Consider the following 23900-nt stretch of genomic DNA (forward strand, 5'->3'; position numbering starts at 1 on the left):
TTGGTTTTGGTTAGCGGGCCGTGAGTGCTGGTAACACTCACGGCCCGCGCTTCGTTTACTGCATTGAGACTCCTTCTACCTCCGTGCTTGGGCGAGCACGGTGTCCAACATTTGTGAGACGAACTGCTGTTTGGGTTTGGGTAGTTGTTCGATTGCGGCGATTTGACGTTGTAGGCGGGACATTGATCTGTAGCCTGCAACCGGCATGCCGAGCGGCTTGCCCAACAACTCATCGACAGTGAGCATCAACAGCTCCGCTATCATGGGCAACATGGACGCCGGAACGCGTGAGCGCCCGCCTTCATAGTGAGCAAGCGTTTGCTGGGCGATGCCGAGTGCGTCGGCCAATTGCTGTTGGGTCAGGCCGTGCGCCTTGCGCGCGCTGGCAATGCGCTCCCCGAGCTCGCGGAAGAATTGTTCATCTTTCATGTTTGGGCCTCGCGGAAAAGCGCATTTTCCAACACCGAATATATAGGGATGGTTATGTCATTCTATATAGCATCGGAGTACGAAGTACTGGATTTTGCTTATCTAAATTTACTTCTTATGGTTATTTGACTCAAGACAGATCGATGATGTGCGCCGAACCGAAGATGCGCTCTTGAATGAAAGCACACTGTGAGTATGGCTCCCGTCACTGCCGGCTCGCCCTCTACGTGGCAGGTTCCCTGAAGCCCAGTGGTCAAAACCAGCGATGCGGTTATGCGAAGAAATCCAACGCGTACAGTGTGATCGACATCACCATCACAATGCAGGTCCCACCTGTCCATTTGCGTACGGGCCATCTCTTCCACGCTACTGCATTTAGAATGGCAAGAGAAATCGCTGGTCCCAGTAGATAGGTGATGAGAAAGGGCAAGATCCACCAAGGGACAGCGCATTTTCCGAGTTCGTGGCAACCGCTAGCCACAGCATTCGGGTGCATAGTCCAATGGAAATACTTCAGAACGTGCAGACACACCCACGTTAGGGTGAATCCAGAGACGAACCCCACAAGGCTAACGAGACACCTTGTCAATTGCCCCCAAGAGAAGATATCTTTTGCCTCCAAGCCATGATCAACTGACGAACTGTGCCACTGTTAAGGCCACACTGCGGCGTAAAAACCAAAGTAATAAAGGACCGTGAAAGTGGCGAGCAGGGCTATCGAGGTGACGCGTGAGGACGCAACGGCATTAGCCTCTTTGAATCCAGCGACAGCCCACAGCAAGCCAGGCCCAACAACGAATGCGGCAATAACTATGTAGCCCCACGCCGACACTTTGCAGTGCTCGATATCCCAACACTCGTGCCAACTGGTACTACATAGTGGCAGTGATAGTTGCCGCGACAATTTACTGAACCACAACGCTGACTGCCACGACAATAGAAGTCCGACAGACAGGTAAACGATCGATAGGACGACACGCTTCACTTGATTTCCCAAAAGAGAATTTTCTTAGCCTTTCCCAAGTCATGCATACCACGCGGAAGATACACCCAAGGTAAAGCGCATGAACGAATTCACACGACCCTCTGTACCTTGCGACGTCAGTGATAGTCAGGCCGCTAATGTGGACATGAAATCGGATACGTCCGAAAAGGAGGACTACACGGTATCTATGATTCGGAGGACATCGGATGCTGCGTGCGGTTCGACACTCGTCAATTGCGTCGCGTTGCACGACGGGTTTCGCCATGCCATCGGGCGTTGCGGAATGTCTTCGAAAGAGGTGGTCCCCCAGCGCGCCGATGCTGTCCACGCACGAGGGAGAGCGGATGCCACTCGACTACTCGACTGCAATGCGAACCGGCGCGTGCCAGCCACGCGCTTCATGGCCTGATCAAACTGTCACGCGAAGGGGCGGATGAGGATCGAACTCACGACCTTCGCATTGCGAATGCGAACAAGTCGACATTGATTCAGATGGATTAGCGCATACCGAAATCACCAATTACATGAATTTAAACGAATTTCTCTGAACCCACCTCTCATTCCTGTTGATCGAAATTCCTCCGTTGGCGCATAATCAGGTTACATGGCGGTTACATGGAATCGGCGACTTATGGGTAAGGAGGTTGGGTGGCGAAGGTCAACTTCACTGCGGCTCGTGTAGAGGCGCATCGCTGCGAAGAGGGTAAGTCGCAGTCATTTCTTTGGGACAGTAAAACTCCCGGGCTCGGCTTGCGAGCCACGCCTAGCGGAGCCAAGGCTTACATCTATCAAGGGAAGATCCATGGCTCGACGGTCCGGATGACTATCGGCGATCCGCGGAGCTGGACGATCGACAAGGCGCAGGAGCGCGCTCGCAATCTCCAGACGCTTATCGACGGCGGAGTTGATCCGCGCGAGCGAGAGGCCGAGCAGAAGGCCGAACACGAAGCCCGTCAGGCCGCGAAGCGTCGTCAGGACGTGACTGTCGGCGAAGCATGGGAGCATTATCTAGAGCATCTGCGAACGAAGATCTCCCCCAAAACGAAAAAGCCGCGGTCCGAGCGATACATCATCGATCACATCAACCTTTCCTCACCTGGCGGCGGTATTGCGAAACGCGGCGGCAAAGAAAAGGTGCGCGGGCCATTGGCGCCGCTCATGCCGCGGAGATTGACCGAGATCACGGCAACGTCGATGTCGGAGTGGCTCGAGTCTGAGATACCCCGGGGACCGACAAATGCCGGTCATGCCTTTGGTCTATTCAAGGCATTCATCCGATGGTGTGACAGTGACGAGGCATATGCCGGAATCATTCCGCACGACGCCTATTCGTCGCCGAAGGTCAAAGGCATTCTCCCCCGCAGCGCCGCGAAAGACGACTGCCTACAGCGGGAGCAGCTTTCTGTTTGGTTCAGCGCGATACGTGGCATTGCGAACCCAGTCATCAGCGCATACCTGCAGGGCCTCCTGATCACAGGAGCCCGCCGGGAGGAACTAGCCGCATTGCGCTGGGACGATGTGGACTTCCGCTGGAGGAGTCTTACGATGAACGACAAGGTGGAAGGGACAGGTGGTCGAACTATTCCGCTCACCCCATACTTAGCGAGCCTACTGCGTCATCTTCAGCGTCTCAACGAGATGCCCCCAAATAGACGCCAGGCCGCTCGGCTCTCAGAAAGGGGCGAACGATGGGAGCCTTCCGAGTGGGTGTTCGTCAGCAAAACCGCGGCGGACGGCAAGATAGCTGAGCCGCGTCATGCGCACAATCGAGCGTTGACTCCGACGGGTTTGCCTCACCTTTCCCTGCATGGCCTCCGCCGCTCCTTTGGCACGCTTTCGGAGTGGGTCGAGGTTCCGGTCGGTGTCGTCGCTCAAATCCAAGGGCATAAGCCGTCCGCGCTTGCTGAGAAGCACTATCGCCGCCGCCCTCTCGACCTGCTACGTGTATGGCACGACAAGATTGAGGCCTGGATGCTTGAGCAGGCACAGATTGAGTTCGGACCGTCAAAGTGATGGTCTAAGCACAAGCACATCGGCTGAACACCAACCGAAGGGTTAGTGTTCAGCCATAAATTGAGGTCCATCATGCCTCTTACCGATCTGGAAGTTCGACGTGCAACACCACGGGAAAAAACATACCGGATCTATGATGGTCGCGGTATGTATCTTGAAGTTGTGCCCACAGGCGGAAAATACTGGCGCTTAAAGTATCGATTCAATGCTCGCGAAAAAAGGCTGTCGTTTGGTGTTTATCCGGACGTAACGCTAGCTCACGCACGCAGGAAGCGGGACGAAGCACGGGCCATGCTGGCTGATGGAATCGACCCAAGCCAAGCCAAGAAGGAGAAAAAACGACTCGCCCAATTGAGCTCAGCAAATACATTCAAGGTCGTTGCGCTGGAATGGTTTGAGAGACAAGCGCCAGGATGGACCAACAGCCACTCGGAAAAAATTATGGGGCGCCTCATGAAAGATGCGTTTCCCTTGCTGGGGCCGCGCCCGATCGCAGAGATAACTGCGCCAGAGGTTCTCGAAGTGTTGCGCCGTGCCGAATTGCGTGGCGCAAACGACACCGCACATCGGCTCCATCAGACTTGTGGGCAGATCTTCCGTTACGCGGTTGCAACTGGACGGGCGATGCGCGACGTGAGCGTTGATCTCCGCGGCGCTTTGCGGCCCAATACACACACGCACTTCGCGGCCCTTACCGACCCTGACAAAGTGGGTGAAATGTTGCGGGCGCTAGACGGATTCGCCGGCACGTTCGTTGTTGGCGCTGCATTGCGTCTAGCGCCTCTGCTGTTCGTCCGCCCCGGGGAGTTGCGTCAGGCGGAATGGTCACAGTTTGATCTGGATCGTCGCGAGTGGCGCTACGTCGTATCGAAAACGAAAACGGAACATCTTGTCCCACTCGCGACTCAGGCTGTGGGAATTCTGAGAAAGTTGCATGACCTCACTGGAAACTGGCGATTCGTATTTCCTGGCCGAGATCGCAGGAAGCCAATGAGCGCAGCGGCAATAAACGCCGCATTACAGCGACTAGGATTTGACACAAAAACCGAGATCACGGGCCATGGCTTTCGCGCTATGGCGAGAACGATTCTTCATGAGCGCCTTCGCTTTCCGGCGGAAGTCATAGAGCATCAACTTGCACATCGAGTGCCGGATATTCTTGGCACTGCTTACAACCGGACGAGATTCCTTGAGGACCGAGTCAAAATGATGCAGGCTTGGGCTAACTATCTCGACCTACTGAAAACGGGACTTGAAAGGAAGAATGAGGAAGCCGGAGACATGAAGGCCGCGACGATCCACGTCACCGAAGGCCTCCACGGCCAAAATCTGCTTGAAGCGTTCCTATCCGGCGCTGATATCGGTAGCGGTGATTCCGACAATAGTGCCCACCCACTCTCCTACTTAGCTGTCGCGAAGCTTCTCCGCTATTTAGCTCACGCGTTTGCAGTTGCGCACTACGCCGATAGACTCAACCATAAATCCAAGGCGCATTAACGCAGTCTGTGGCCAAAACGAGCCGCCGCGATTTTCACGAGATCGTCTCGACGTTTCTTGCATGAGCTCGCGCCGGCACCCAACAGAACTGCATGGCAGCTGCTCTCACCGATCTCACCTGCGCCACAGCCCCGTCCGTTAGTTGCGCATGGCAGTGCCAAAACAAATCGAGATTCGCTTGAGCACGCCGAATGCTCGCGGAGCGCCTGACAACTTCTCCAGTTGCGGCACTTCACGCGCCCCAATTTTTTTGTCAGCATTGGCGCTTGAACGAATCGACGCGCCTCCCGAAGAGATTAACTACTGAATTTCAGCAACAATTTAAAAGACCTATCCCCTCTGCAACCTTACCGAACTGGTGGATTCCACCAGTTCGGCTAAAATGACGAGCATGATGCCCGACCACAGCGCTCCCAAAACCACGCCCGCTCACTTCTCTGGCCACGAGACGTTTCCTTTGCGTCAGATGTGGCTCAAGAAGGTTTGCCATGAAGCAATCGACGGCCAAATTAGCAAGACCGTCTTCACCGATGGCGACGCTATTGCGACCTTTGGGGTTGGCAAAAACATGGTGGCCTCGATTCGGCATTGGGCGTTAGCTTGCGGTGTCATGTCTGAATCGGGCGATCATTTCAGAATGAGCAGTCTTGCCTACGATATTCTTAAGGACAGCGGGCTTGATCCTTACGCCGAGAACCCGTCATCGGCATGGCTTGCACATTGGCAACTCGCTGGTCGATGCTATCGCTCGACGACTTGGTATTGGTTGTTCAATCACGTAACAGCTCCCTCGTTTACGCGCCAGGAGCTTGAAGAGCCGTTGGCGCGCTATGCGCGCCAACTCGACCCCAAGCACCGCCTTTCAGCGTCGACGCTGTCTAGAGACTTGGAGACATGTCTACGTAGCTATGCGCCGCGTGCGGCTGGGGGATCGCCAGAGGATTTCGCCGAACCATTGCTAGGCGAGCTAGGTCTGCTGCAAGAGATTCACAAGGGCCAATATGCGTTTCGGCGCGGCCCTAAAGCTTCCTTGCATGACGGCATCTTTGCCTACGCCTTAGTCGATTTCTGGAACCGCGAAGCGGGTGGGCAAAGCTCCCTAGCCTTTGAGACCATTGCTTACGCTGATGGCTCCCCCGGTCGCGTTTTCAAACTTGACGAGGAGTCGATCGCCCAACGGCTGATCGCGCTCTCGGACTTCACCGATCGCAAACTTGAGTGGACCGACTCTGCCGGCCTTCGCCAAGTCCACCGAAAGGACCTGACGAAGGACAACCACAAAAACATGATCAGACGCGCCTATGACTGACAAAAAGCAAGTGGCTCTGTCGGACATCGTCCAAATTTCGCGCCAATATCAGCGCTCTATCCGCGTCGACGCCGACATTGGACGTGTAGACGCCTTGTCCGGCTACATCTGCCACGCCACTGCTGGCGCCGTAGTCGATAGCATGTGCGTGCAACTCTCGGGGACCAACCAACGCAGTTTTACCTGGACCGGCCCCTTTGGCGGAGGCAAGAGCTCACTGGCCGTCGCGCTGGCGAGTGCGCTACATCCCGATAAGAACCTCCGGGTGAAAGCGCGTGAAGCGTTGCACTTGAACTCCAAGCCCGCCTTCGATAAGGCCTTCCCGGTCCGTAAAGGATGGTTGATCGTGCCAGCCGTGGGACGACGCGGGAGCGTCGTCGCCGCACTTAATGCAGCCCTTCGGCAAGCGCAGGGCAAGACGGTGGACGGCCGCAACAAGCCTAACGGCCAAACCCTTATCGCCGAATTGCTCGAGGAAGCGCAGAGCCGTCCACATGACGGTGTGCTGGTCCTCATCGACGAGATGGGAAAATTCCTGGAAGCCTCAGCGTTAGGTTCGGGGGATGATGTTTATTTTTTCCAAGAACTCGCCGAAGCCGCCGCACGCTCAGACGGTCGTTTGGTGGTCGTCGGCGTACTGCATCAATCCTTCGCGCAGTATTCCGCTCGGCTTGGCATCGATACTCGTGAAGATTGGGCTAAGGTACAGGGTCGCTATGTCGACTTGCCTTTCGTAGCTGCCAGCGACGAAATTGTAGAACTTATCGGCCGTGCGATCGAAGCCGATCGGCAGCCGGACTGGATTGCCGAGGCGTCAAAGGAGATCGCCGACGCTATCCGCTCGCGCCGCCCCGCTGCAGGGCAAGGGCTTGCTAACGCGTTGGCCGGCTGTTGGCCGCTTCATCCGGCCATGGCTGCACTACTTGGGCCAATCTCCAAACGTCAATTCGGACAGAACGAGCGCAGTACATTTGGTTTCCTGTCGTCAGTAGAGCCGTATGGCTTTCGCTCCTATCTGAACTCGACCTCTGTCAGTGAAGCAACTTGGTATCGCCCCAGCGACTACTGGGACTACCTTCGCTCAAATCTTGAGCCTGCAATCCTCGCGTCCCCTGACGGTCATCGTTGGTCGCAGGCGGTCGAAGCTGTCGAGCGGGCCGAGGCTAAGTCGGGTGATCCGCTGCTGGTGTGTCTGATCAAGAACATCGCGATCATCGACCTCTTCCGTAACGGTTCTGGCTTAGCCGCCGACGCTGCCGTCATCAAGGTGCTCTTTTACGACAAGGCACAAGAAGAACTCGACGACGCGCTGCAACAGCTCTCCGCTCTCAAAATCGCTCTTTACAAGAGCTATACCGGAGCCTGGTCGGTCTTCGAAGGCAGCGATTTCGACATCGACTCGGCCATCGCACAGACTCTTGCCGCCTCGCCTGGCGTTGACTACGCGCGCCTTGTGCAGCTCATGGGATTACATCCGGTAGTCGCCAAGCGCCACTACCACGAGACGGGTTCCATGCGCTGGATGGAGCTGTCTCTGTGCAGCATCGAGCAGGCCGAGAAAATCTCAGCCGAGTTCCGCCCTCGAAAAGGTGAGTTCGGAGCCTTCATCCTAGCTCTGCCCGACAAGGGCATGAGTCCACGCGCCGCCCGCGTCCGCGCGCAAGCGTGCTCGAAACTCCGCCCTTGGCCCGTGCTGGTCGGTATCCCGGATAACCATACCCGTATCGCCGAGCTCTCTGCTGAGCTGGTGGCATTGGAACAGGTGAAAGAGCGCCACGAGCTGTCCGGCGACGCTGTAGCTCGCCGCGAAGTGTATGCGCGGTTGACCGCAACTCGGGCGAATCTGGAAGACCAACTCCAAGCCGCCGTGTCGTTGGCGAAATGGCACGACGGGACGGATCACGTTGTGGAACACGGGTCGAAGCTATCGCCAGTGGCATCGCAACTCGCTGACGAACTATTCAGCGCGTCGCCGCCCGTATGGAGTGAGCTGGTAAATCGCGATAGCGTTTCGAGCAATAGCGTGAAGGCCCGCCGCGATTTGCTTCATGCGATGATCGACTCCGAAAGCCAAGAGGCTCTCGGCTTTGAAGGCTTCGCAGCCGAGCGCGGGCTTTACGAGACGCTACTCAAGAGCACAGAGCTGCACCGCCAGGACACCTCTGGCGTGTGGCGGTTCATCGCGCCGTGCGATGGATCGGCGGACGGATTCAAGCCACTGTGGGACGCTGCCCGAGCGCTCTTTTCTGACGGCAACACGCGGGTGGGCGCTCACGAAATCTATGCATTGTGGAGCGCACCTCCCTTCGGGATGAAGCACGGCATCCAACCGGTGATCCTCACCGCATTCATGCTTGCTCACAAGGCCAACATCGCCGTCTACAAGGACGGAATGTTTGTGCCACGGCTCACCGATTTCGACATCGACGAATGCCTGCAGGACCCGGATCGTTTCTCGCTGCGTTGGGTGGCTATCGACGAGGATAAAAATCAAATCCTCAGTGGCATTTCACAGCTGTTAGCAGAGGTTGGCGAGACTACGGACGCGGCCGATCCACTCGAAGCAGCACGCGGATTGGTGGCCATGGTCTTCAACCTGCCAGAGTGGGCTCGAAGAACACAACGCTTGGGTGACACGGCCAAGGCCATGCGCGATATGCTATTGAAGGCCAACGATCCCCACAAGGTATTGTTTGTCGACCTAGCGTCGCTGCTCAACGCTGCCGACGGCAAATCCTACGTAAAAGCGCTTAGAGCACCGCTGCAAGAAGTCGCCGGCTCATATGGAAAAATGCTCGCCGAGGTCGAGAGCAAGATGCTCGAGGCGCTTGACGCACGGCCGGATGATCTAGAAACGCTACGCCAGCGCGCTCATGCAGTCTCCGGCATTTCCGGCGATCTGAGATTGGATGCGTTTGCGACCCGCCTCGCCAATTTCGATGGCGCCAGAGTCTCTCTTGAGGGCATCCTTAGTTTAGCTGCAGAGAAGCCTCCCCGCGACTGGGTCGACAGGCACATCGACGCCGCGAACTTGGAACTGGCAAAATTTGCCCGGCGTTTCCGCGAAGCTGAGGCGTTCGTGACGGTCCAAGGCCGAGAGGCACACAGCGAGGCCATCGCTGTAGTCATCGGTGCCGGAGCGAACACCAAGACGATCTCGCGCTCATTTGCGATTTCGGATCGTCATCGGCAGATCGTCGAGTCCAAGGCCGATGAGGTCGTCTCGATGCTGGAGCGCCAAGGGTTGGGAACTGAAGTATTGCTAGCCATACTGGCCAAGGCCGGAATGACGCTGGCGTCTGTTGACAAAGAGGTTGCCAATGGCTGAGCGTCATGTACTAGGGATTTCCGGTGGGAAAGACAGCGCCGCGCTCGCGGTCTACATGCGCGACCGACACCCCGAGCTGGATATCGATTATTTCTTCACCGATACCGGCGAGGAGCTACCTGAGGTTCATGAGTTCCTCGGCAAGCTCGAGGGCTATCTAGGAAAGCCAATTGCTAGGCTCAACCCCGGCCGCGACTTTCGCTTCTGGCTGCGTCAATACAATCACTTTCTACCCAACCCACAAAGCCGCTGGTGTACGCGAAAGTTGAAGCTTGCGCCATTCGAGGACTGGGTAAAACCTTGGCTGGCAGCCGGCGACAAGGTCACTTCGTACGTGGCCATCCGCGCGGACGAAGACTATCGCGAAGGCTATGCAGCCAAGGCCGACAATTTGTTTGTGAAATTGCCCTTTCGTGAGGCTGGCATCGACAAGCCGGCGGTGATCGACATCCTGGAGAATTCCGGTGTCGGTTATCCGAAGTACTACGAGTGGCGCTCACGCAGCGGCTGCACGTTCTGCTTCTTTCAGCAGAAGATCGAGTGGGTGCGCCTGAAGGACAAACACCCTCGAGCTTATGAAGATGCGAAAGCCCTTGAGAAGGATGCGTTGGAACACGGGGCGCCCTTCACTTGGTCGAAGGGCGAATCGCTATCTGACATGGAGGAGCCCGAGCGTATAGCTGCAATCAAAGCGGAATACGAGGTCCGTCGAGAGCGGATGCGCAGGAGCATTCCCATCAACCCGTTACGGCCCGTGAGGGCATGCCCCGAAGACATCGACGATGTCTATGGCGAGGACGAAGGTAATGGGTCTTGCAACATCTGCCACAAGTAGTTCAAAGCAGATCCAAATACGCGTCCATAGCGGATAGTGCAACTTGTCTGGAGTTGTTCGTTCCTAGCACAGAAGTTTCCTCTATACCGATTTGCACCGGTGCCCTTTTCACGGAAGCCATTGCTCGTTGAGCACCATATTTGACGTACAACTCGATATGGTGCTTTTCACGTGGCCATTCGTCGGTTTTATAAGCAACTCCGTCAATCGGCGTGAAAAGCACGCACATTTGAATGGATGATTGCGGGGGCACAGCGAACTCTCCAAATGGCCTTCCCTGCGATCTTCGTTCGCGAAATTGCCCCCCTACGTCCGGCAATACAAGAGCCGGCCTATATCGCATCTCGCGATTACTGGAACATACCCGGAGCAAGAAGAACTCCACAACTGCGGTGGACGCACCGCCATTGATCACCGTGAGCGGCAAATTCAGCTCAAAGGCACGCTGGCTTATTGTTGCAGGGCTCGCGAATTCGACCGAACTCCAAAGGACCGCACAGTTCGCGGACATTCTTTGTTCGACCGCTTCCGGATACGCCGCCGCGATCCATCGGAGTAACCAGCCGTCAAACTCGTCTCGCGATAGTCTATGCCCTCGAACTGCACCGTCCAAAAGACGAGCAGTCACTATGTAGATCAAAGACTCCCGAATGGGTAGCGACAGCGGAGCAATTCCCTTTGCGCTTAAGTACCGATCGACCTTTGTAATAGCCTGCTCAATCAAAGCCAGCGTGTCCATAGACTTCGGAACCGGCACCTCAACCTGGCCGAACGGGGCATCATCAAGGACTGCTGCCGCAATAGGCCCTGCAAGTATCAGTTGATAGCTATCCGCCGGTCCTGACGCTTCGAGCTCTTTACACCAAGACACGACGTCTCCGCGGCCGATCTGGTTTTTTGACGATTTGATCTGTTGGACTCGGATCTTGCCATCCGAATACTCCCAGCGGATGTCAACTTTGTCATTCGATGAGTCAGGTTCAATAACGACGACTTTCCAACTCGAATTTTCAAGCTGTAAAGAGTCAAGCAGGCATATGAGCGCTTGCACCGCAAAGCCTCTTATAGCTTCCCGTCCGCCCATGCCTCAGTCCTCAATCTCAAAGAAATCCCAGGCCACTCGCCCCCACTGCAAGCGAGTATCTTCGATTGTTAAGCGCGCCTTCTCGCTAGGGGCTTCATCTTCTAGGCGGGCCCAAGCTGCGATTAGTGAAAGCACTTCCTTTGCAGCTTGGCTTTGCGCATCGTCCTCACCCTGCAGCGCCTTGAAAATGCGGCCATGAGCAGGATGCCGGGTATTGAGTGTTACCAAAATCACACCACCGGCAGTGTTTACATCAAATATTGTCAGACCTGGTGTATCTGCATGCCTAAATCGAAATTTTATCTTCTTACTTACATAGTCGACAGCGATGTCATGCGCTTTCGCCCCATCCACACCGTCTTCAATGATGTCTGGGGTGAGAGCATCAGCCCGTTCACTCTCAGGCCTTTGCTCCTCCTTGTCACTTCTACCGGTATCGCCTAGTCGGTCACGGCGACGAGCCACTGAATCAGTCGCTGCCTGCTCGGCTTTGCTTTCCGCACGCTCCCTCTGATTTTGGATGCGATCGCCCTCCCGCATTTTTGCGACTTGACTTCGCATCGCCTTTAGGAGTTTCTCAATCTCCCGGCTAATTCGATACATCGGAAGTCGTGGGTCTCGGTCCAGCTCGAGCATCTCAAGGTACTTTCTCTCAGTCATTCCCTCGGCCTGTGCGTCCTCCTCTGAACTCAAGCGCATGAAGCCCGTTGCAGACTGCTTATTGTTTGTAACTCCGAAAACGTCATCCAAGCCAGGCCCAAACTGAACTTCAACACCCCACCACCGTTCACGGGAATCGTACGAGTTGATAAAGCTATTGTTTAGCTCAAGCTCGCGCCCGGAGCGCACCACCGAGATACCCTGATTTTTTGCCGCGTGATGTCCAATTGGCTTTGATCCCCCTTCACGACGCGCTTCCGGTTTACAAATTGCAGCGCGAATCGTCACCGGGTGTTCCACGCCATCATGACCGATCAACAAAACTAGATCCTCACCAAACGGCGTGAAGGCAGGCTTCTGATCAAACGGTTGCGGAGCGTTCGACCCCGGCATCAGGTAGAGCGGATCGTTGGGACGGACAAAACTCTCGAACAGCGACGAATATTCCGTCCCCTTGCATTCGTATGCTGCGAGGCGTATGCGCACAGACTTTCTGCTAATGAAGTGACGATGAACGCGTCCGGTAATAAATTCCGTATGGCGCAAAAGCGTAGCGCTCTGTTTCCAAGAAACGCGATCCAATTTGCTCCAAACGACGAGAGTTCCGTGCTCCTCCACTTCCCCAGCAATGAGCGTAAGCCACTCCGTTGGAATTACAGCGAGCTCGGGAACGGGCACCTCGGTCATCTCGCCAGCCCTAATCTGCTCAACGTCCAGATACGCATGGTAGACGACGCCTTTAGTCCATGTATAAACGTCGACCCGTTTGCACTGCGAGATGGACGAATTAGGCAACCCCATCCCAAACTTCCCTATGCCCTTCTGGAGCTTAGGGTCCAAACGTGTACCGTTCCCGAACTGAAGTGCCTTCCGAAGGACGTCCTGAGTCATTCCAGCCGCATTGTCATAAACTGCCATGCGAGCTATTTGGCGTCGGTTCCCGTTTGTAGCCTCGTCAACACAGATTACCTCTACCTCCGTCCTGCCGCCGATCTCCTCGCCGGCTTGAATGGAGTTATCGATTAGCTCCGCGAGAGCGTGTGCAGTATCACGATATCCCGAGCTGCGCATTGCGGAGATTGAGAGATTTTGCGGAATGATTAGAAATGTCATAAATTTCCTTAAATGCCAAAACCGCTCAATACAGTCAAATTTTTAACTAACGCCTCACCGTCCGGGACAGAATCAGCTACAACAATCAATCGCAATTGATTTGCCTCTATATCCTGCACATCCAATAAGCGACCCACCATAGATAGAAAAACCGCCTTCGATAACGTGGGCACAGCAATAATAGCAGTGGAGAGATTCGGAACCAAATTACCCGACAGAAGAAACCCGTGCACGCATAACACCTTGGCTTGCTCCCGCGCATTGAATTTTTGAATTGCAATTTTCCTGTATTCCATCGACTCTTCAGCCGTAATAGATACCGCATCTACACCATAAAGAGCCAAAAATCCTACAAACAATTTTGCGTGTTCAGCAGTCGTAGCAAAAAAGACAAGTCGCCCCAACCCTTTAGACTCTTTGACAAGCAACTTCAACAAAGATTGATTGCGCTCGACGTCTTTACTTAGTCTATCCAAGTATTCGGGATCAAAATTAAGGGCAAGTGGCTCTTCATTCTCCGAGCATTCTGCGCTCAGCTCGAACAGCTCGCCCGTAACGGCCCTTATTCCGCCAGAAACACCTAGATACCCAATTGAGCCACTGCCATTAATCGCCACACAGGAATCGTTGAATATGCGCTTCAGGCTTGACTGAGGGCCATCAAAGTCCAATATCTGGGTTGGCGATGCAAGAATCCCTACGACACTCGTCGCACCACTAGCAGACATTTTCTCAACGATTGCACTCACCGAGGAGTGCTTCACATTCTCGGCATCCGCTAAAACGATAACGCTGGCCTTTGAACCCAAGGTCTCCAATCCGGGCGCTTGTTCATCAAAGGTAACGATATCGGCGATAACAATGCAATTCTCCAACCCTTCCAAGTCACGTATCGGCCGATTGCCGTACAGTCGATAAATGGTAACGTCTCGTGAGCCCAGTTGCTCCCATATCTCCGTCAACTCTCGAAAGGCTTCCTCACACAGCGCTTCGCCCGGTGCAAACCACACGATGACCCGCCCGTCCGGCTCGGACCGAAACATATCCAAAATTGCCGTCGATACCAACCGCAGCTTTCCAGCGCCAACGGGCATGTGCACCAAAGCACATGCAGGTGGTTTCCCAATAATGCGTCGGAGTTCTCGATAGGCATTGAGCTGGTCCGGGCGAAGTATGTTCCTAGCGCTTACCTTCCGCGACCCTTCTCGATCTTGCGGGGACTGCCCCGGATCTCGACTGGCGATCCCGTACCATTGCTCCAGCACGTGAAGCCTCTGGATATCAGTATCGAAGTTTGCATGATTGAGTGTCATGCGCGCAGCGATAGGCGGAAGCTCCAGAAGCTCAACTAGGTTGTCTGCCTCGGAGGCTTCGAGAGTGTCGAACACGAGACCACGAACCTGCGGATCACGCAACACACGGTTCTCCCCCAGTCGACTGACAATCATGTAAGCCAGTCCCCTTTGAGTTAACGCCTCGCTTCCCACCCTCTCGATTAAAGAAATTGCCTCTGCCCCTAGTAGGGGCCTTAATAATTCAGGCGCACTCCGAGCCAGATGCTCAAGAAGTTTTTTCGTCACTGACGTCCCTTTCGATCTACAAAGCCCTTATTCGCCGACCATACTTTGTGCATTTATTGATTGTCCAATTGGATTGCATTCACTGCTTCAGCAATATCGTCATCGGACAGAAAAGGTGCCTGTGCGAATATAAGACCTTGCTCGCCATTCAACTTCGCCGCCAAGTGCCCCCGGCCGAGTAAAAGCTCTGCCCCGGGTCGATCAAGTGCAATTTTGGAGGTTGCCTCACTAGACACCTTAAGAATCAGCCGATTACCCAGATTCTCGCGAAGCTGCATCGGCATAACGTCCTTGTCGGGTCGCTGTGCGGCGAATATTAGATGGATCCCCGCCGCGCGAGCCTTAACGCCTAGGCGCTGAACCGCCGCCCCCACCGCCGCCTTGTAGGTATCGTCCAACATCCAGTCAGCGAACTCGTCATGGACCAAAAAGACCATCGGCAGCCGCTCTTCGGCGGAGACCTTTGCGTTATAGGTCGGCAAGTCGCGCGCGCGGGCCTTGGCAAATGCCCGGTACCGGTCCTCCATTTCTTGGACCAAAGCCCCGAGCACCTCTGCGGCCTTATCCTTGGTAGTCACGATCTCGTCGCGCATGTGCGGCAAGTCCGCGAGTGGTGCGTAGTCCACCCCCATCTTGGGATCGATCAAAAGAATCTGGGCCAGCTCTTTTGAGTTGGTCGCGGCGATGTCCAAGATAAGAGCTTGGATGAGCACTGACTTGCCACTGCCGGTCGCGCCGGCCACCAGCGAATGCGGCTCATGCGACGAGAGGCCGCCGAATTCGGAACCGAGGTTCAAATACAGCAGCGCTCCGTTGATTTCCTGAAGCCCCAACAGAAACGAAGTGTTGATACCAGCGACGTTGCGATTGAGTTCGCGGCGGGACCACAACTCCCACAGCGACACCGCCTGCCTCTTCGCTCCGGCGACGGTCACCACTATCTCGCCTGGTTTCGGCTGAACCGTCACTAAGTTGATCGCGTGAGTAGTCAGTAACTGCGTGCGCTTGTTCTCGATATCCTCGACACGCATCCTGTCTGAACCTGCCAATCGAACTAAGCAGCCATTGGGCGTCAAGCGCACACCCAGAATCGCAGCCTGCAGACCATAGCTATTCAGCGCTGCCTTCAGCTTCTTTTTCACCTCTTCTGCCCAAGCCTCTCGCTCGGCGTCCGCTTGTGCTCCGCCCGCGAATTTGGCAGCCACCAGAGCAGAAAGCGATGCGCCAAGATCGATAGGCACCGCAGGGACTAAGGCTGGCGCCGATGCATCAACGATTTTTGACACTTCGGCCTGATCTTGCGCGAACGTCTCGTGCTCGGTCGTCGGGTCACCCGATTGGCTCAGTCCGCCGGCATCCGAAACAACGATTGAAACCTCATCCTCGGACGACTCCGCGGGGCCGCTGGCCAGCTGTCCTATCGCCGCGAGCCACGGTACCCGAGCAGCTGGCTTCTTGAAATCGTGCCCAGCCCATGGTTGATGGGGCCCAAGTCCAGCCCGAGCCTCGAATCCGCCGTCCCCCTTCGCATAGGCCTCGCCAAGCTTTCGAAGATCATGTCTGTCAAAAACCTCCTGCCAAGCTTGCACGCCTTCAGCGTCGTCGAGCAGCTCTTGGTCGGAGGCAGATGCGGAGCCTGCATCCGAGGTATGAACATAGACCTGCGAGTAGCCGCGGAGAGAAATCTCCACGTCGCCTTCACGCAGCTTCGCCCTCGCCCGCTCCATCAGATCCGTCATGCCAGGTGGGATATCGGCGTCGATAAGCATATCCGCCAAGCGAGCGAGCCACACGTCGCGATCGAGGCGACCCGGGTCGCCGAACAGGGCCTCGCGGAACATGCCCAGCGTTGCCAAGAGTTGGTCCTTAGAGTCACGGCGGGCCTTAGCCAATCCGTCTGCCCCAACATACTTCGACTCGACGATCGAAATAACGACACGGATTCCATCGTCTCGCTCCTCGACATTCAGCGCGAGGATGTCGGCGATGCGACTTTCAGGTTGCGACAGCCAACTCGCGTAGTCGTCGAGCAGGAAGTACGCAGTCAGTACTTGACTACCAGCGGCGGAAGCCTTGAACTCCTCCGCGAGCAAGTAGCGGCTGAGGACCAAGCCGATCATTTCGCCTGCAGAGACACCGCGCTTAGCCGCGCGAAGCACAATGTCACCGGAGACAGAAAGCGCATCGCGCTTCGCCTTGGCGACGGCAGCCTCAAGTTGTTCGGGATCGAGCTGCAGATTTAGCTCTTCCAAGCGACGGCGCACAAGCACGCCGAGTAGCCGTAGCTCAGAGGTCGAGCTGACGATCATGTTGCGGCCGTTAGTCGAGCCACGACGGTAGCGCACCACCGTAATGTCATTGTGTTGGAGCTGACGTTTATCGAGCAGCTCATCGTAGGTCGCCACCCATTCTGCTAGATCGTGCGCGTCCTTGATCATGCCAGCCAAGGCAGCGCTTTGAAGCGAGATACGACGCGCGGGCAGGTATCTCTCGTCGGGCGAAGCATCAGTTTCGCGGTCGACAGCTGCAACGGCGGAGACATAAGCCCAGCCCGACGCGGTCTGCCAAGGGCATGTCAAAAATGTCGTCGATTTGAGTTCGTTCTCGCCCGAGACACTACGATAGGACCATCGCGATGGGGCATGATCCAAGTTGGGACGGTCGTTGGTCCAAGGAACAGGGAGCCATTCCGACTGCGCCGCACGGGCGACCACGTCATGCAAGAAAGCCACGTCGAAGGCTTTAAATCCCTGCTCACTTTCACCGGGTGTAGCCGAGATCGGAGTTACGGAAATGCGCAACTTCGAGATGAAATTGTCGCTCGTCTCGCTAACCACTGGCAGGTCAGGATCATCGCCAGCCTTGTTCACCAGCTCGCCATAAACGCTTCGAAGCTTTGCCGGATCCGAGTGGCGCACCGACACGCTGCATTGGAGCTTTCCATCGGCTTGAATCGACGACAGCTCCCGTACAGTCGCAAGTGGCAACTCCGCGGCATCGGCGTTGTAGAGCACTACGCTCAGATTGGAAGCCTCATGCGGCTGCAATCCGACGTAGCGCTCCAAAAGCTCACGTGCTTGCTTTGCGGCGGCGGCTGGCTCGACATCGGTCATCGCGTCTTCAGTACCGCGTGTGGGCGACTCCAAAAGACTATAGCCGTTGACCGTGCTGCTTTCTGAGACGAGCGCTGAGGTACTCGTGCGCTTGAGGATAGCGATCTCGGGATAAAACGGGTGTGCAATCTCGTCGGAGAGCTCCCGCATGAAGATTTCGCGGTCGCCATAGAGGATGCTGTCGCTTGACAGCAGGTGAGTAGCAAAGCCAGCCACGCGCCGGGACTTCACCGCCAGCGCCTTCATGCGCTCAGGATGCCACGGAGGGATGATCAACGCCGGATTGTCGCCAGCCACGCGGACCGTACCGACCGAGAGGACCTCGGAGACCAAGCGCGCACGGCAAACGTCGCCGCGTGCATGAGCCATCAAGGACGTCAGCAGTGCGCCAAAGGACTCCGCCTGGCGCATAACGGCCTCACCATGGACGCCAGTGGAGACGAAGTCCTCCATCCCCTTGATGTACTGGCCTTCGAACTCGTCCCACGCGCCTCGAATCTCGTCGCGTTGCTGTGGCGTGATCCGGCCATCCTCCGAAAGCTCCTTGATTCGCCCTTTTATATCCTGCCGAAGGCTGCGCAGCTTGTTGGCCGCGGGGACTAGCGAACCGGCGTCTGTCGAATAAGTAGCCTCCAGGGTCCCGGTGTCGAGCAGCGATACGTTCTGGACGCCGCCTTTCTTGCTCACGAGCCTGCGGGAAACCTCGGTGCAACCGACGCCACCCTTCTCAAGGAGGCGGCGCATGTCAGCAACCATCGATAAGCCTATCGACGTCGGCTTGTAGCTCCACAGGAGTTGGGTCTTGGCCAAGATCGTTTCTTTACCGTTCGCGATCTGCACCAACGCGACATCGAACTTGATCTGCAACGCTGCCCGTGAAAGCGAGGCGTTCGGTCGAATCTTGTTCTTCTTGTCGTTGCGCAGTTCCTTTTCCTTGGCGAAAAAGGCTTCGTAGTCAAAGAGCGGGTCGGGCAAATTCGCGTTGCCAAGGCGCTCGACCTTCCAATCCGCCCTGGAACCCATCAGCTCCTTCAAGCCACGGTACATCGCTGAGAAGTACGTTCCAGCGTCGTAGTTGAAGCGCTCGCGCCACTCCTTACGCCCTTTTGTGACAGTAAAGCGCAAGATGCGCTCACCCTCTGGATCACGCAGGCCCGCATGTAGGCTATTGACCACGCGTGCAAAGCCGTCAAAGAAGTCATTGCACTCGATGGGTTTGCCATACAAGGCCTTTTCCCAACGTGCACAGAGCTTCGCGTCTTGCTCGAGCAATCGGCGATGCTTGACGAAGAACTCCTCGTCTTCCTCATTAAAGTCAGAACGGCGTTCACGCGATTTCAGATCATCCAGGAGTGCGCGGCTCTCTGCATCGAGGGAATTCTCCTGATCGCAATCGTGGTCGAAAAACCGGATCGTAGAGTCTGCCAAACCAAACTGCTTTTCCTTGGGCTTGTCGAAGGCCAAGTAAACGCCGTCACCTTCCCATTCGAATTGCGCCAGTGTCGTGGCCGCCTCTTGATCGCCGGCGGGAGCGGCTGCGAATTCCTCCAAGGCCTGCCGCGCGCCATCGGTAATATCCGACTCGTTAGCTTTGATGCGCTCTAAAAGCTCTTCAGCGTCGAGCAACTGGCCGTTCTGCCGTAGCTTCTTGAGCAGTGGAGCACGCTGCATGAAAAGTTTGATGAAGGCCTTCTGCCACGGCTTGCGTTGCATCCCGAACGTCTTGGCGTTCGAGAAAAAAGAGCTATCCCTAGGGAGCCCCACTCGAGGCAGGGCGAAACCGACTGCGTCGCGGATGGCCAAGCCGCGGATAGACATGGCTTCGACAAGGTCGGAACAAAACTCGCCAAGCTGGACAAGCGAAAGCTCGGAGGAGGAAAGCAGTCCGCCAATCGCAGCATGAAATACTGCGCGGTCGTCCGGGACCGGCGAAAGGCCGCCCGCATACAACGCAGCCTCCACCCACGGCTCGGGGTTGGCGCGCATCTCTTTGGCGCCAATGGCCATTACATGGCCTAATGTGTCTGCAAGGTTGTGTTCGTTCCCATTGGCGGTAAGAATCGCCGCCTTGGAAGTCACAGCGTTGTTGCGCACGTACCCTGCGTTGTGTGAGATCAGGATCTCTGCTGGGAGGCCTTGGCTTTCGACCAACGCCTCCGGGATCATAAGCTCAACGCGCGCGAGCAGGTCGGGATTGGCCAAGACTGCCCGCGCCACTGCGGCGATTTGGCCAGCCGAGAGCTTGTCAAGCCGAAAGAGCGCCGCCGAATCACCCGGTTGGTCCGGATTCGAAATGCGCTTGGCGAGAATGTCTGCGCCGACGCGCCCAATAATGCGATCGGTCAGCATTCCGCCTCTCCCTTGAACGCGAACGGATTTTCAACAAACGAGCAGGAATCAGAAAGCCTACGGACCAGACCCAATCCAACAAGTCTGGCTTCGAGGTTGTCTCGATTCTCGCTGAGCTCCTCTTGGTCAACCAGCTTGGCATCGACCAAGCGCACACCTTCTGCGTCACCCAACACTAGACCATAGCGCCGCTTGGCTTCGGCAAGAAACTCATCAAATTGCATGCGATCTTCGACAATGGCGACCACAATCGACTTGAGCAACCTGTCATTGGGCGCGTACCGTGTTCGGCGAGATAGCCGTCGCGAACTGAGTCCGATCGCGCGCGACCAAGACGCGTGAATCTTTCCGACGTGCTGTTCGTGTCGTGCGAGTGCGAGCTCAACGAGATCCCCGACGAGGGAGTCTGGACTCTTTCCGGTGTAGTCCTCGTCGTCGCCCCCATCTAGTGACGGCCACTGGAAGCGTTCGCGCATAAGCTTCACTCGCTCAGCCTCTGGGAATTCATTCGAGCCCGCGTCGTTCCAGAGTGGGTCCTGCCGAATGGACTCGACATATGCGCGCACTGCCTTAGCGGGCAACCCCTGGTTGAACTGGTAGCTATCCCCCGAGAGTGCTCTAACCTTCGTGCGCTCCTTCGAAACGATTTCGCAGACGATCTCAACGGGATCATCGTCGCGCGCAATCCGCTTGGCCCGCTCCAGGAAGTAAAGGAGCATATTCAGGCCAGAGATGGCAATTAGGTGCTCCAAGGCATCGTAGATCGGCATGTCCCTGCCGAGAATGGATAGCCAGTCTTCACAAATTCGGTCAAACCGTGCGTTAGCAACCTCGGGCAAATAGCCGGAAGACCGCGGGTCGTCGGCTAGCTGAGGTGCACCTTGCAGTGCACGCGCGAGTCGATTCATTGGAGCCTCGCGGTCAAATAGGCGCCTCGCCAAGGTGTCGCCGAGCTCCGCTCCCCGTTTCGCTCGCGTGAGCATTAGATAGAGCAACTCGCCAGTGCGCGCGAAAAAGCGGCGGTCGTTACTCATCTTGCCGCGCGAGTCAATTTCCAAGTCCTCGTAGAGGGCATCGGGACCGAAGGGAAAGACGAACTTCGAACTCCAACGCTTGTTGCTACGGGACTCGAATGAGGAGGAGCGCAACAGCTCGATGGCCTTGGCAAAATCGTCAAAGTTTGAGAACGAGTGACGCAGGTAGACCATGTCGTCGTCGCCGTTACCCGTCTTGCCCTGGTCAAACTTCTCAAACCACTGCTTCCATTTCTCCGCGTCTGGCAGAGCACTTTCGGCAATGGATTCGACGTAAGGGTTGTTGAAGAGCAGGCCGCGCAGCCGGATTTGACGTTGCGGTTGAAATTTGACCGCGCCACCCAAACCTTCTTGAGGGCGTAGAGGCTTGCCCAGGTTCGAACCGAGCACGCCCAAAAACTCAAGCACAGTCAAATGCGGAAGCTGCTCGTCGTATAGGCGGTGGCCCCAGATGTTCTCGTCGACGCAAAAATCGACGCTCTTGATCTCTGGGCGCTTGATGATCTCGCTCATGCTGGGGCTCTCACAGTTACGGGACGAGCGAAGCCACGGCCTCCCGGTTCGATGTCAATGAAATTCAGCGTGAGCGCGGATGCCTCCCCACCGACTTCGTCGTCGTCGCCGGCGAGTCTTGCGTTGCGAACAATCTCCGCCTTTCGGAGCAATTTGGCCTTAAATGCCAACAGATCTTCGAGGCACTCATTGGAGAAGCTCGCTGGCAATGCACCGGCTGCTACAAGCGACAGGAACTCGTGACGGATAGGAGTGAGGTCAAATGCAACGGAATTGCCTGGACCGGGCGAGAGCGAAACATCGAGTTGCGGGCGGCCAGTCCCTTCGTCGAGCTTGATTGCCATGCCTACCCCGCCCTGCCGGCGGGATGGCGTCTCATGGTCGCAGAGCACGCTAACGCGGCTTTGCGTGAAGCCTCCGGAGCTGGCAATGAAGATACGGTCGACATTTTCCAACAGCAAGCCGGTCATGACGCGATTAAGCCCTTTGGCGATGCGCCCACGGATCGTTTCGCTGACTGGTTTCTTAGACTTCAACGATTCGATCATGTCCAAGTAGTCGCCAGCGAAGTGGAAAGCGGTCATGGACCAGCGGGGATAGCCGGCCTCCATGTCCGGCACGGTGAAATAGAGCCGGCGGCGCTGGGCCTCAAGCATTTCCAAGAACTCGGAGGAGCCGCCTTCAAGGCGAGCACCCTCGTAACCCTCCAAATAAGCGTTTTGGGCAGCACGAAAGTTTGGAGTTGCTCCGTAGACTTGGTCGCCACCAACTAGCCGATCAAAGTCGGCCTGAAGCCGAGAATCGTCCTTTCCGTAAACTAGAAGGCCGTCAGCGGCGTTGGTGGTTTCCTCGCCTACGCCGAAGCTGGCCATTGCCTTGAAGACGGGGCGATCAGAAGCTCTCCGCTTCGGCAAATTTGCCCCGAATGCATTGGCGTAGATACTCGCTTTGCCGATGTTGCCGCCATCTACGATTTTGGCCACATCCGCACAGGTCATCAGGTTCTCCTTGGCATCTTTAGCGTCGGAGTAGCCCAAGACCATGTTAGAGCACAGAGCAAGCAGGTCGCGAACTGGAAGATGAAGGCCGTTGAGCCGCGCGATCTCGATCAAATCACCTAAACGGCGTGCAAGCTGCCCCCCATCGGATTCACCGAGGAGCCTACGACGGTTTTCATCGATAGGGCAGACCTTACCTGCTGCCTTGAGCGAGCAACGCTTGCAATTCTCCCACTCGGGGTGACCCGCTACCGCTTTGGCGACTTCTTCGAGCGTCTTCCGACTAGTTGTGCGGCTAAGGTCGAATACAGCGAGCCGATGGGGTGACGGACCCGCCTGCAAAAATCGCTCTTGCAGGGGCTTGCGAAGCGGGTGTATGCGGTCTTGCCGCTTTCCCAAATCACGCAAGCGGTCGAGCAATTGGCCGTGGTTTGCAGCCAGGATAACCACCTCGGAGTCGTCGCTCCCCAGTACAGACTTTTCAAGCCGCTGCAACGGCAGATCGCTCTCCTCGCCGTTAAATTCGGAGAGGTCCTTTATAAAAACAGCTAGACGACCGTCCGCAAGTCTGAGCTCCTTGATGTTGCCCTTGCTCGACCACTCTTTCGGATCGCCTCCCAATCGCGTCCACAACGCGCGACAGTGATAGGTTTTGCCGTCGCCTGCAGTACCAGCGATCAAGATAGAACCTGGAACCTTGGAAGCGACATGCTCCACCATCGCGTCCAGCAACGGTGTCGACAAGCCGATGGGTTGTACTTTGGCCCTTGCGAGCGCACCTGACACGTACTCATCGAACATCGTTAAGTTGTTCGGTGTCGGCCCATAGCTTCGAAGAAACCGAACCCAGGCTGCTGAAGGCAGTGCGTACGAGCTCGCATCCCCCTGCTGTTCAGAATCAATCACGTTGGTCTCCCTCAGGTTATTCGACGCAATGCCGGATATTGACGCGCTCGTGCTGCCATCGAGCCATGAGCGCGACTGGGTAGAAGTTGTAAATGTCGACCGGCGGATGTAAAGGGGCTGCCAATTGGACGTTCACAAACAGGATTACAAGGGC

Annotated in this window: 12 protein-coding genes; 5 read left to right on the plus strand and 7 right to left on the minus strand. The window is 56.2% G+C overall.

What is annotated here, in order from left to right:
* Positions 1-75 precede the first annotated feature (75 nt).
* The gene (locus tag AB4Y44_RS01210) at positions 76-429 is read right to left on the minus strand and encodes a helix-turn-helix domain-containing protein (protein WP_368698475.1); all 354 of its coding nucleotides are present in this window, start codon (positions 427-429) and stop codon (positions 76-78) included.
* Between the two features lie 1633 nt (positions 430-2062).
* Between AB4Y44_RS01210 and AB4Y44_RS01215 the strand changes: the two genes are divergently transcribed.
* The 5 genes from AB4Y44_RS01215 (at position 2063) to AB4Y44_RS01235 (ending at position 10396) form a co-directional block, all read left to right on the plus strand.
* Entirely contained in the window at positions 2063-3427 is a 1365-nt protein-coding gene (locus tag AB4Y44_RS01215; RefSeq protein WP_368698476.1) for a tyrosine-type recombinase/integrase, read from the plus strand.
* 72 nt (positions 3428-3499) lie between these two features.
* Complete coding sequence (locus AB4Y44_RS01220; protein WP_368698477.1) at positions 3500-4924, plus strand: tyrosine-type recombinase/integrase; 1425 nt, start codon at positions 3500-3502, stop codon at positions 4922-4924.
* 382 nt (positions 4925-5306) lie between these two features.
* Positions 5307-6233, plus strand: coding sequence for a DUF4007 family protein (locus tag AB4Y44_RS01225; protein WP_368698478.1), 927 nt, complete (start codon positions 5307-5309; stop codon positions 6231-6233).
* Positions 6226-9561, plus strand: a complete 3336-nt coding sequence (locus tag AB4Y44_RS01230) for an ATP-binding protein (protein WP_368698479.1) — start codon at positions 6226-6228, stop codon at positions 9559-9561. Before AB4Y44_RS01225 ends, AB4Y44_RS01230 begins: the two co-directional genes overlap by 8 nt.
* Positions 9554-10396: a hypothetical protein gene (locus tag AB4Y44_RS01235; protein WP_368698480.1), complete on the plus strand. Its 843-nt coding sequence runs from the start codon at positions 9554-9556 to the stop codon at positions 10394-10396. Before AB4Y44_RS01230 ends, AB4Y44_RS01235 begins: the two co-directional genes overlap by 8 nt.
* A 1-nt stretch (position 10397) precedes the next feature.
* Here the strand turns inward: AB4Y44_RS01235 and AB4Y44_RS01240 are convergent, their stop codons facing one another.
* From AB4Y44_RS01240 to AB4Y44_RS01265, 6 genes are read right to left on the minus strand one after another with little or no spacing between them, the layout of a single operon-like run.
* A complete protein-coding gene (locus AB4Y44_RS01240) occupies positions 10398-11480 on the minus strand; it encodes a hypothetical protein (protein ID WP_368698481.1) in 1083 nt (360 codons plus the stop codon).
* Positions 11481-11483: 3 nt separating this feature from the next.
* Positions 11484-13253 carry an ATP-binding protein gene (locus AB4Y44_RS01245; protein ID WP_368698482.1) on the minus strand — a complete coding sequence of 590 codons (1770 nt, stop codon included), beginning with the start codon at positions 13251-13253 and terminating at the stop codon, positions 11484-11486.
* Positions 13254-13261: 8 nt separating this feature from the next.
* Positions 13262-14833 carry a DEAD/DEAH box helicase gene (locus AB4Y44_RS01250; protein WP_368698483.1) on the minus strand — a complete coding sequence of 524 codons (1572 nt, stop codon included), beginning with the start codon at positions 14831-14833 and terminating at the stop codon, positions 13262-13264.
* 53 nt (positions 14834-14886) lie between these two features.
* A complete protein-coding gene (locus tag AB4Y44_RS01255; RefSeq protein ID WP_368698484.1) occupies positions 14887-20295 on the minus strand; it encodes an FtsK/SpoIIIE domain-containing protein in 5409 nt (1802 codons plus the stop codon).
* Positions 20289-21842, minus strand: a complete 1554-nt coding sequence (locus AB4Y44_RS01260; RefSeq protein WP_368698485.1) for a hypothetical protein — start codon at positions 21840-21842, stop codon at positions 20289-20291. The genes AB4Y44_RS01255 and AB4Y44_RS01260 overlap by 7 nt, the downstream gene beginning before the upstream one ends.
* On the minus strand, positions 21839-23746 hold the full coding sequence (locus tag AB4Y44_RS01265; protein WP_368698486.1) for a hypothetical protein: 1908 nt from the start codon (positions 23744-23746) through the stop codon (positions 21839-21841). Before AB4Y44_RS01265 ends, AB4Y44_RS01260 begins: the two co-directional genes overlap by 4 nt.
* Positions 23747-23900: the final 154 nt, after the last annotated feature.

The organism is Paraburkholderia sp. BR10937 (genome assembly GCF_040965695.1).
GTDB lineage: Bacteria > Pseudomonadota > Gammaproteobacteria > Burkholderiales > Burkholderiaceae > Paraburkholderia.

Excerpts from the sequence above, each read along its gene's own strand:
- AB4Y44_RS01210 (WP_368698475.1), bottom strand. The coding sequence starts at position 429 with ATGAAAGATGAACAATTCTTCCGCGAGCTCGGGGAGCGCATTGCCAGC.
- AB4Y44_RS01220 (WP_368698477.1), top strand. The coding sequence starts at position 3,500 with ATGCCTCTTACCGATCTGGAAGTTCGACGTGCAACACCACGGGAAAAA.
- AB4Y44_RS01225 (WP_368698478.1), top strand. The coding sequence starts at position 5,307 with ATGACGAGCATGATGCCCGACCACAGCGCTCCCAAAACCACGCCCGCT.
- AB4Y44_RS01230 (WP_368698479.1), top strand. The coding sequence starts at position 6,226 with ATGACTGACAAAAAGCAAGTGGCTCTGTCGGACATCGTCCAAATTTCG.
- AB4Y44_RS01235 (WP_368698480.1), top strand. The coding sequence starts at position 9,554 with ATGGCTGAGCGTCATGTACTAGGGATTTCCGGTGGGAAAGACAGCGCC.
- AB4Y44_RS01240 (WP_368698481.1), bottom strand. The coding sequence starts at position 11,480 with ATGGGCGGACGGGAAGCTATAAGAGGCTTTGCGGTGCAAGCGCTCATA.
- AB4Y44_RS01245 (WP_368698482.1), bottom strand. The coding sequence starts at position 13,253 with ATGACATTTCTAATCATTCCGCAAAATCTCTCAATCTCCGCAATGCGC.
- AB4Y44_RS01255 (WP_368698484.1), bottom strand. The coding sequence starts at position 20,295 with ATGCTGACCGATCGCATTATTGGGCGCGTCGGCGCAGACATTCTCGCC.
- AB4Y44_RS01260 (WP_368698485.1), bottom strand. The coding sequence starts at position 21,842 with ATGAGCGAGATCATCAAGCGCCCAGAGATCAAGAGCGTCGATTTTTGC.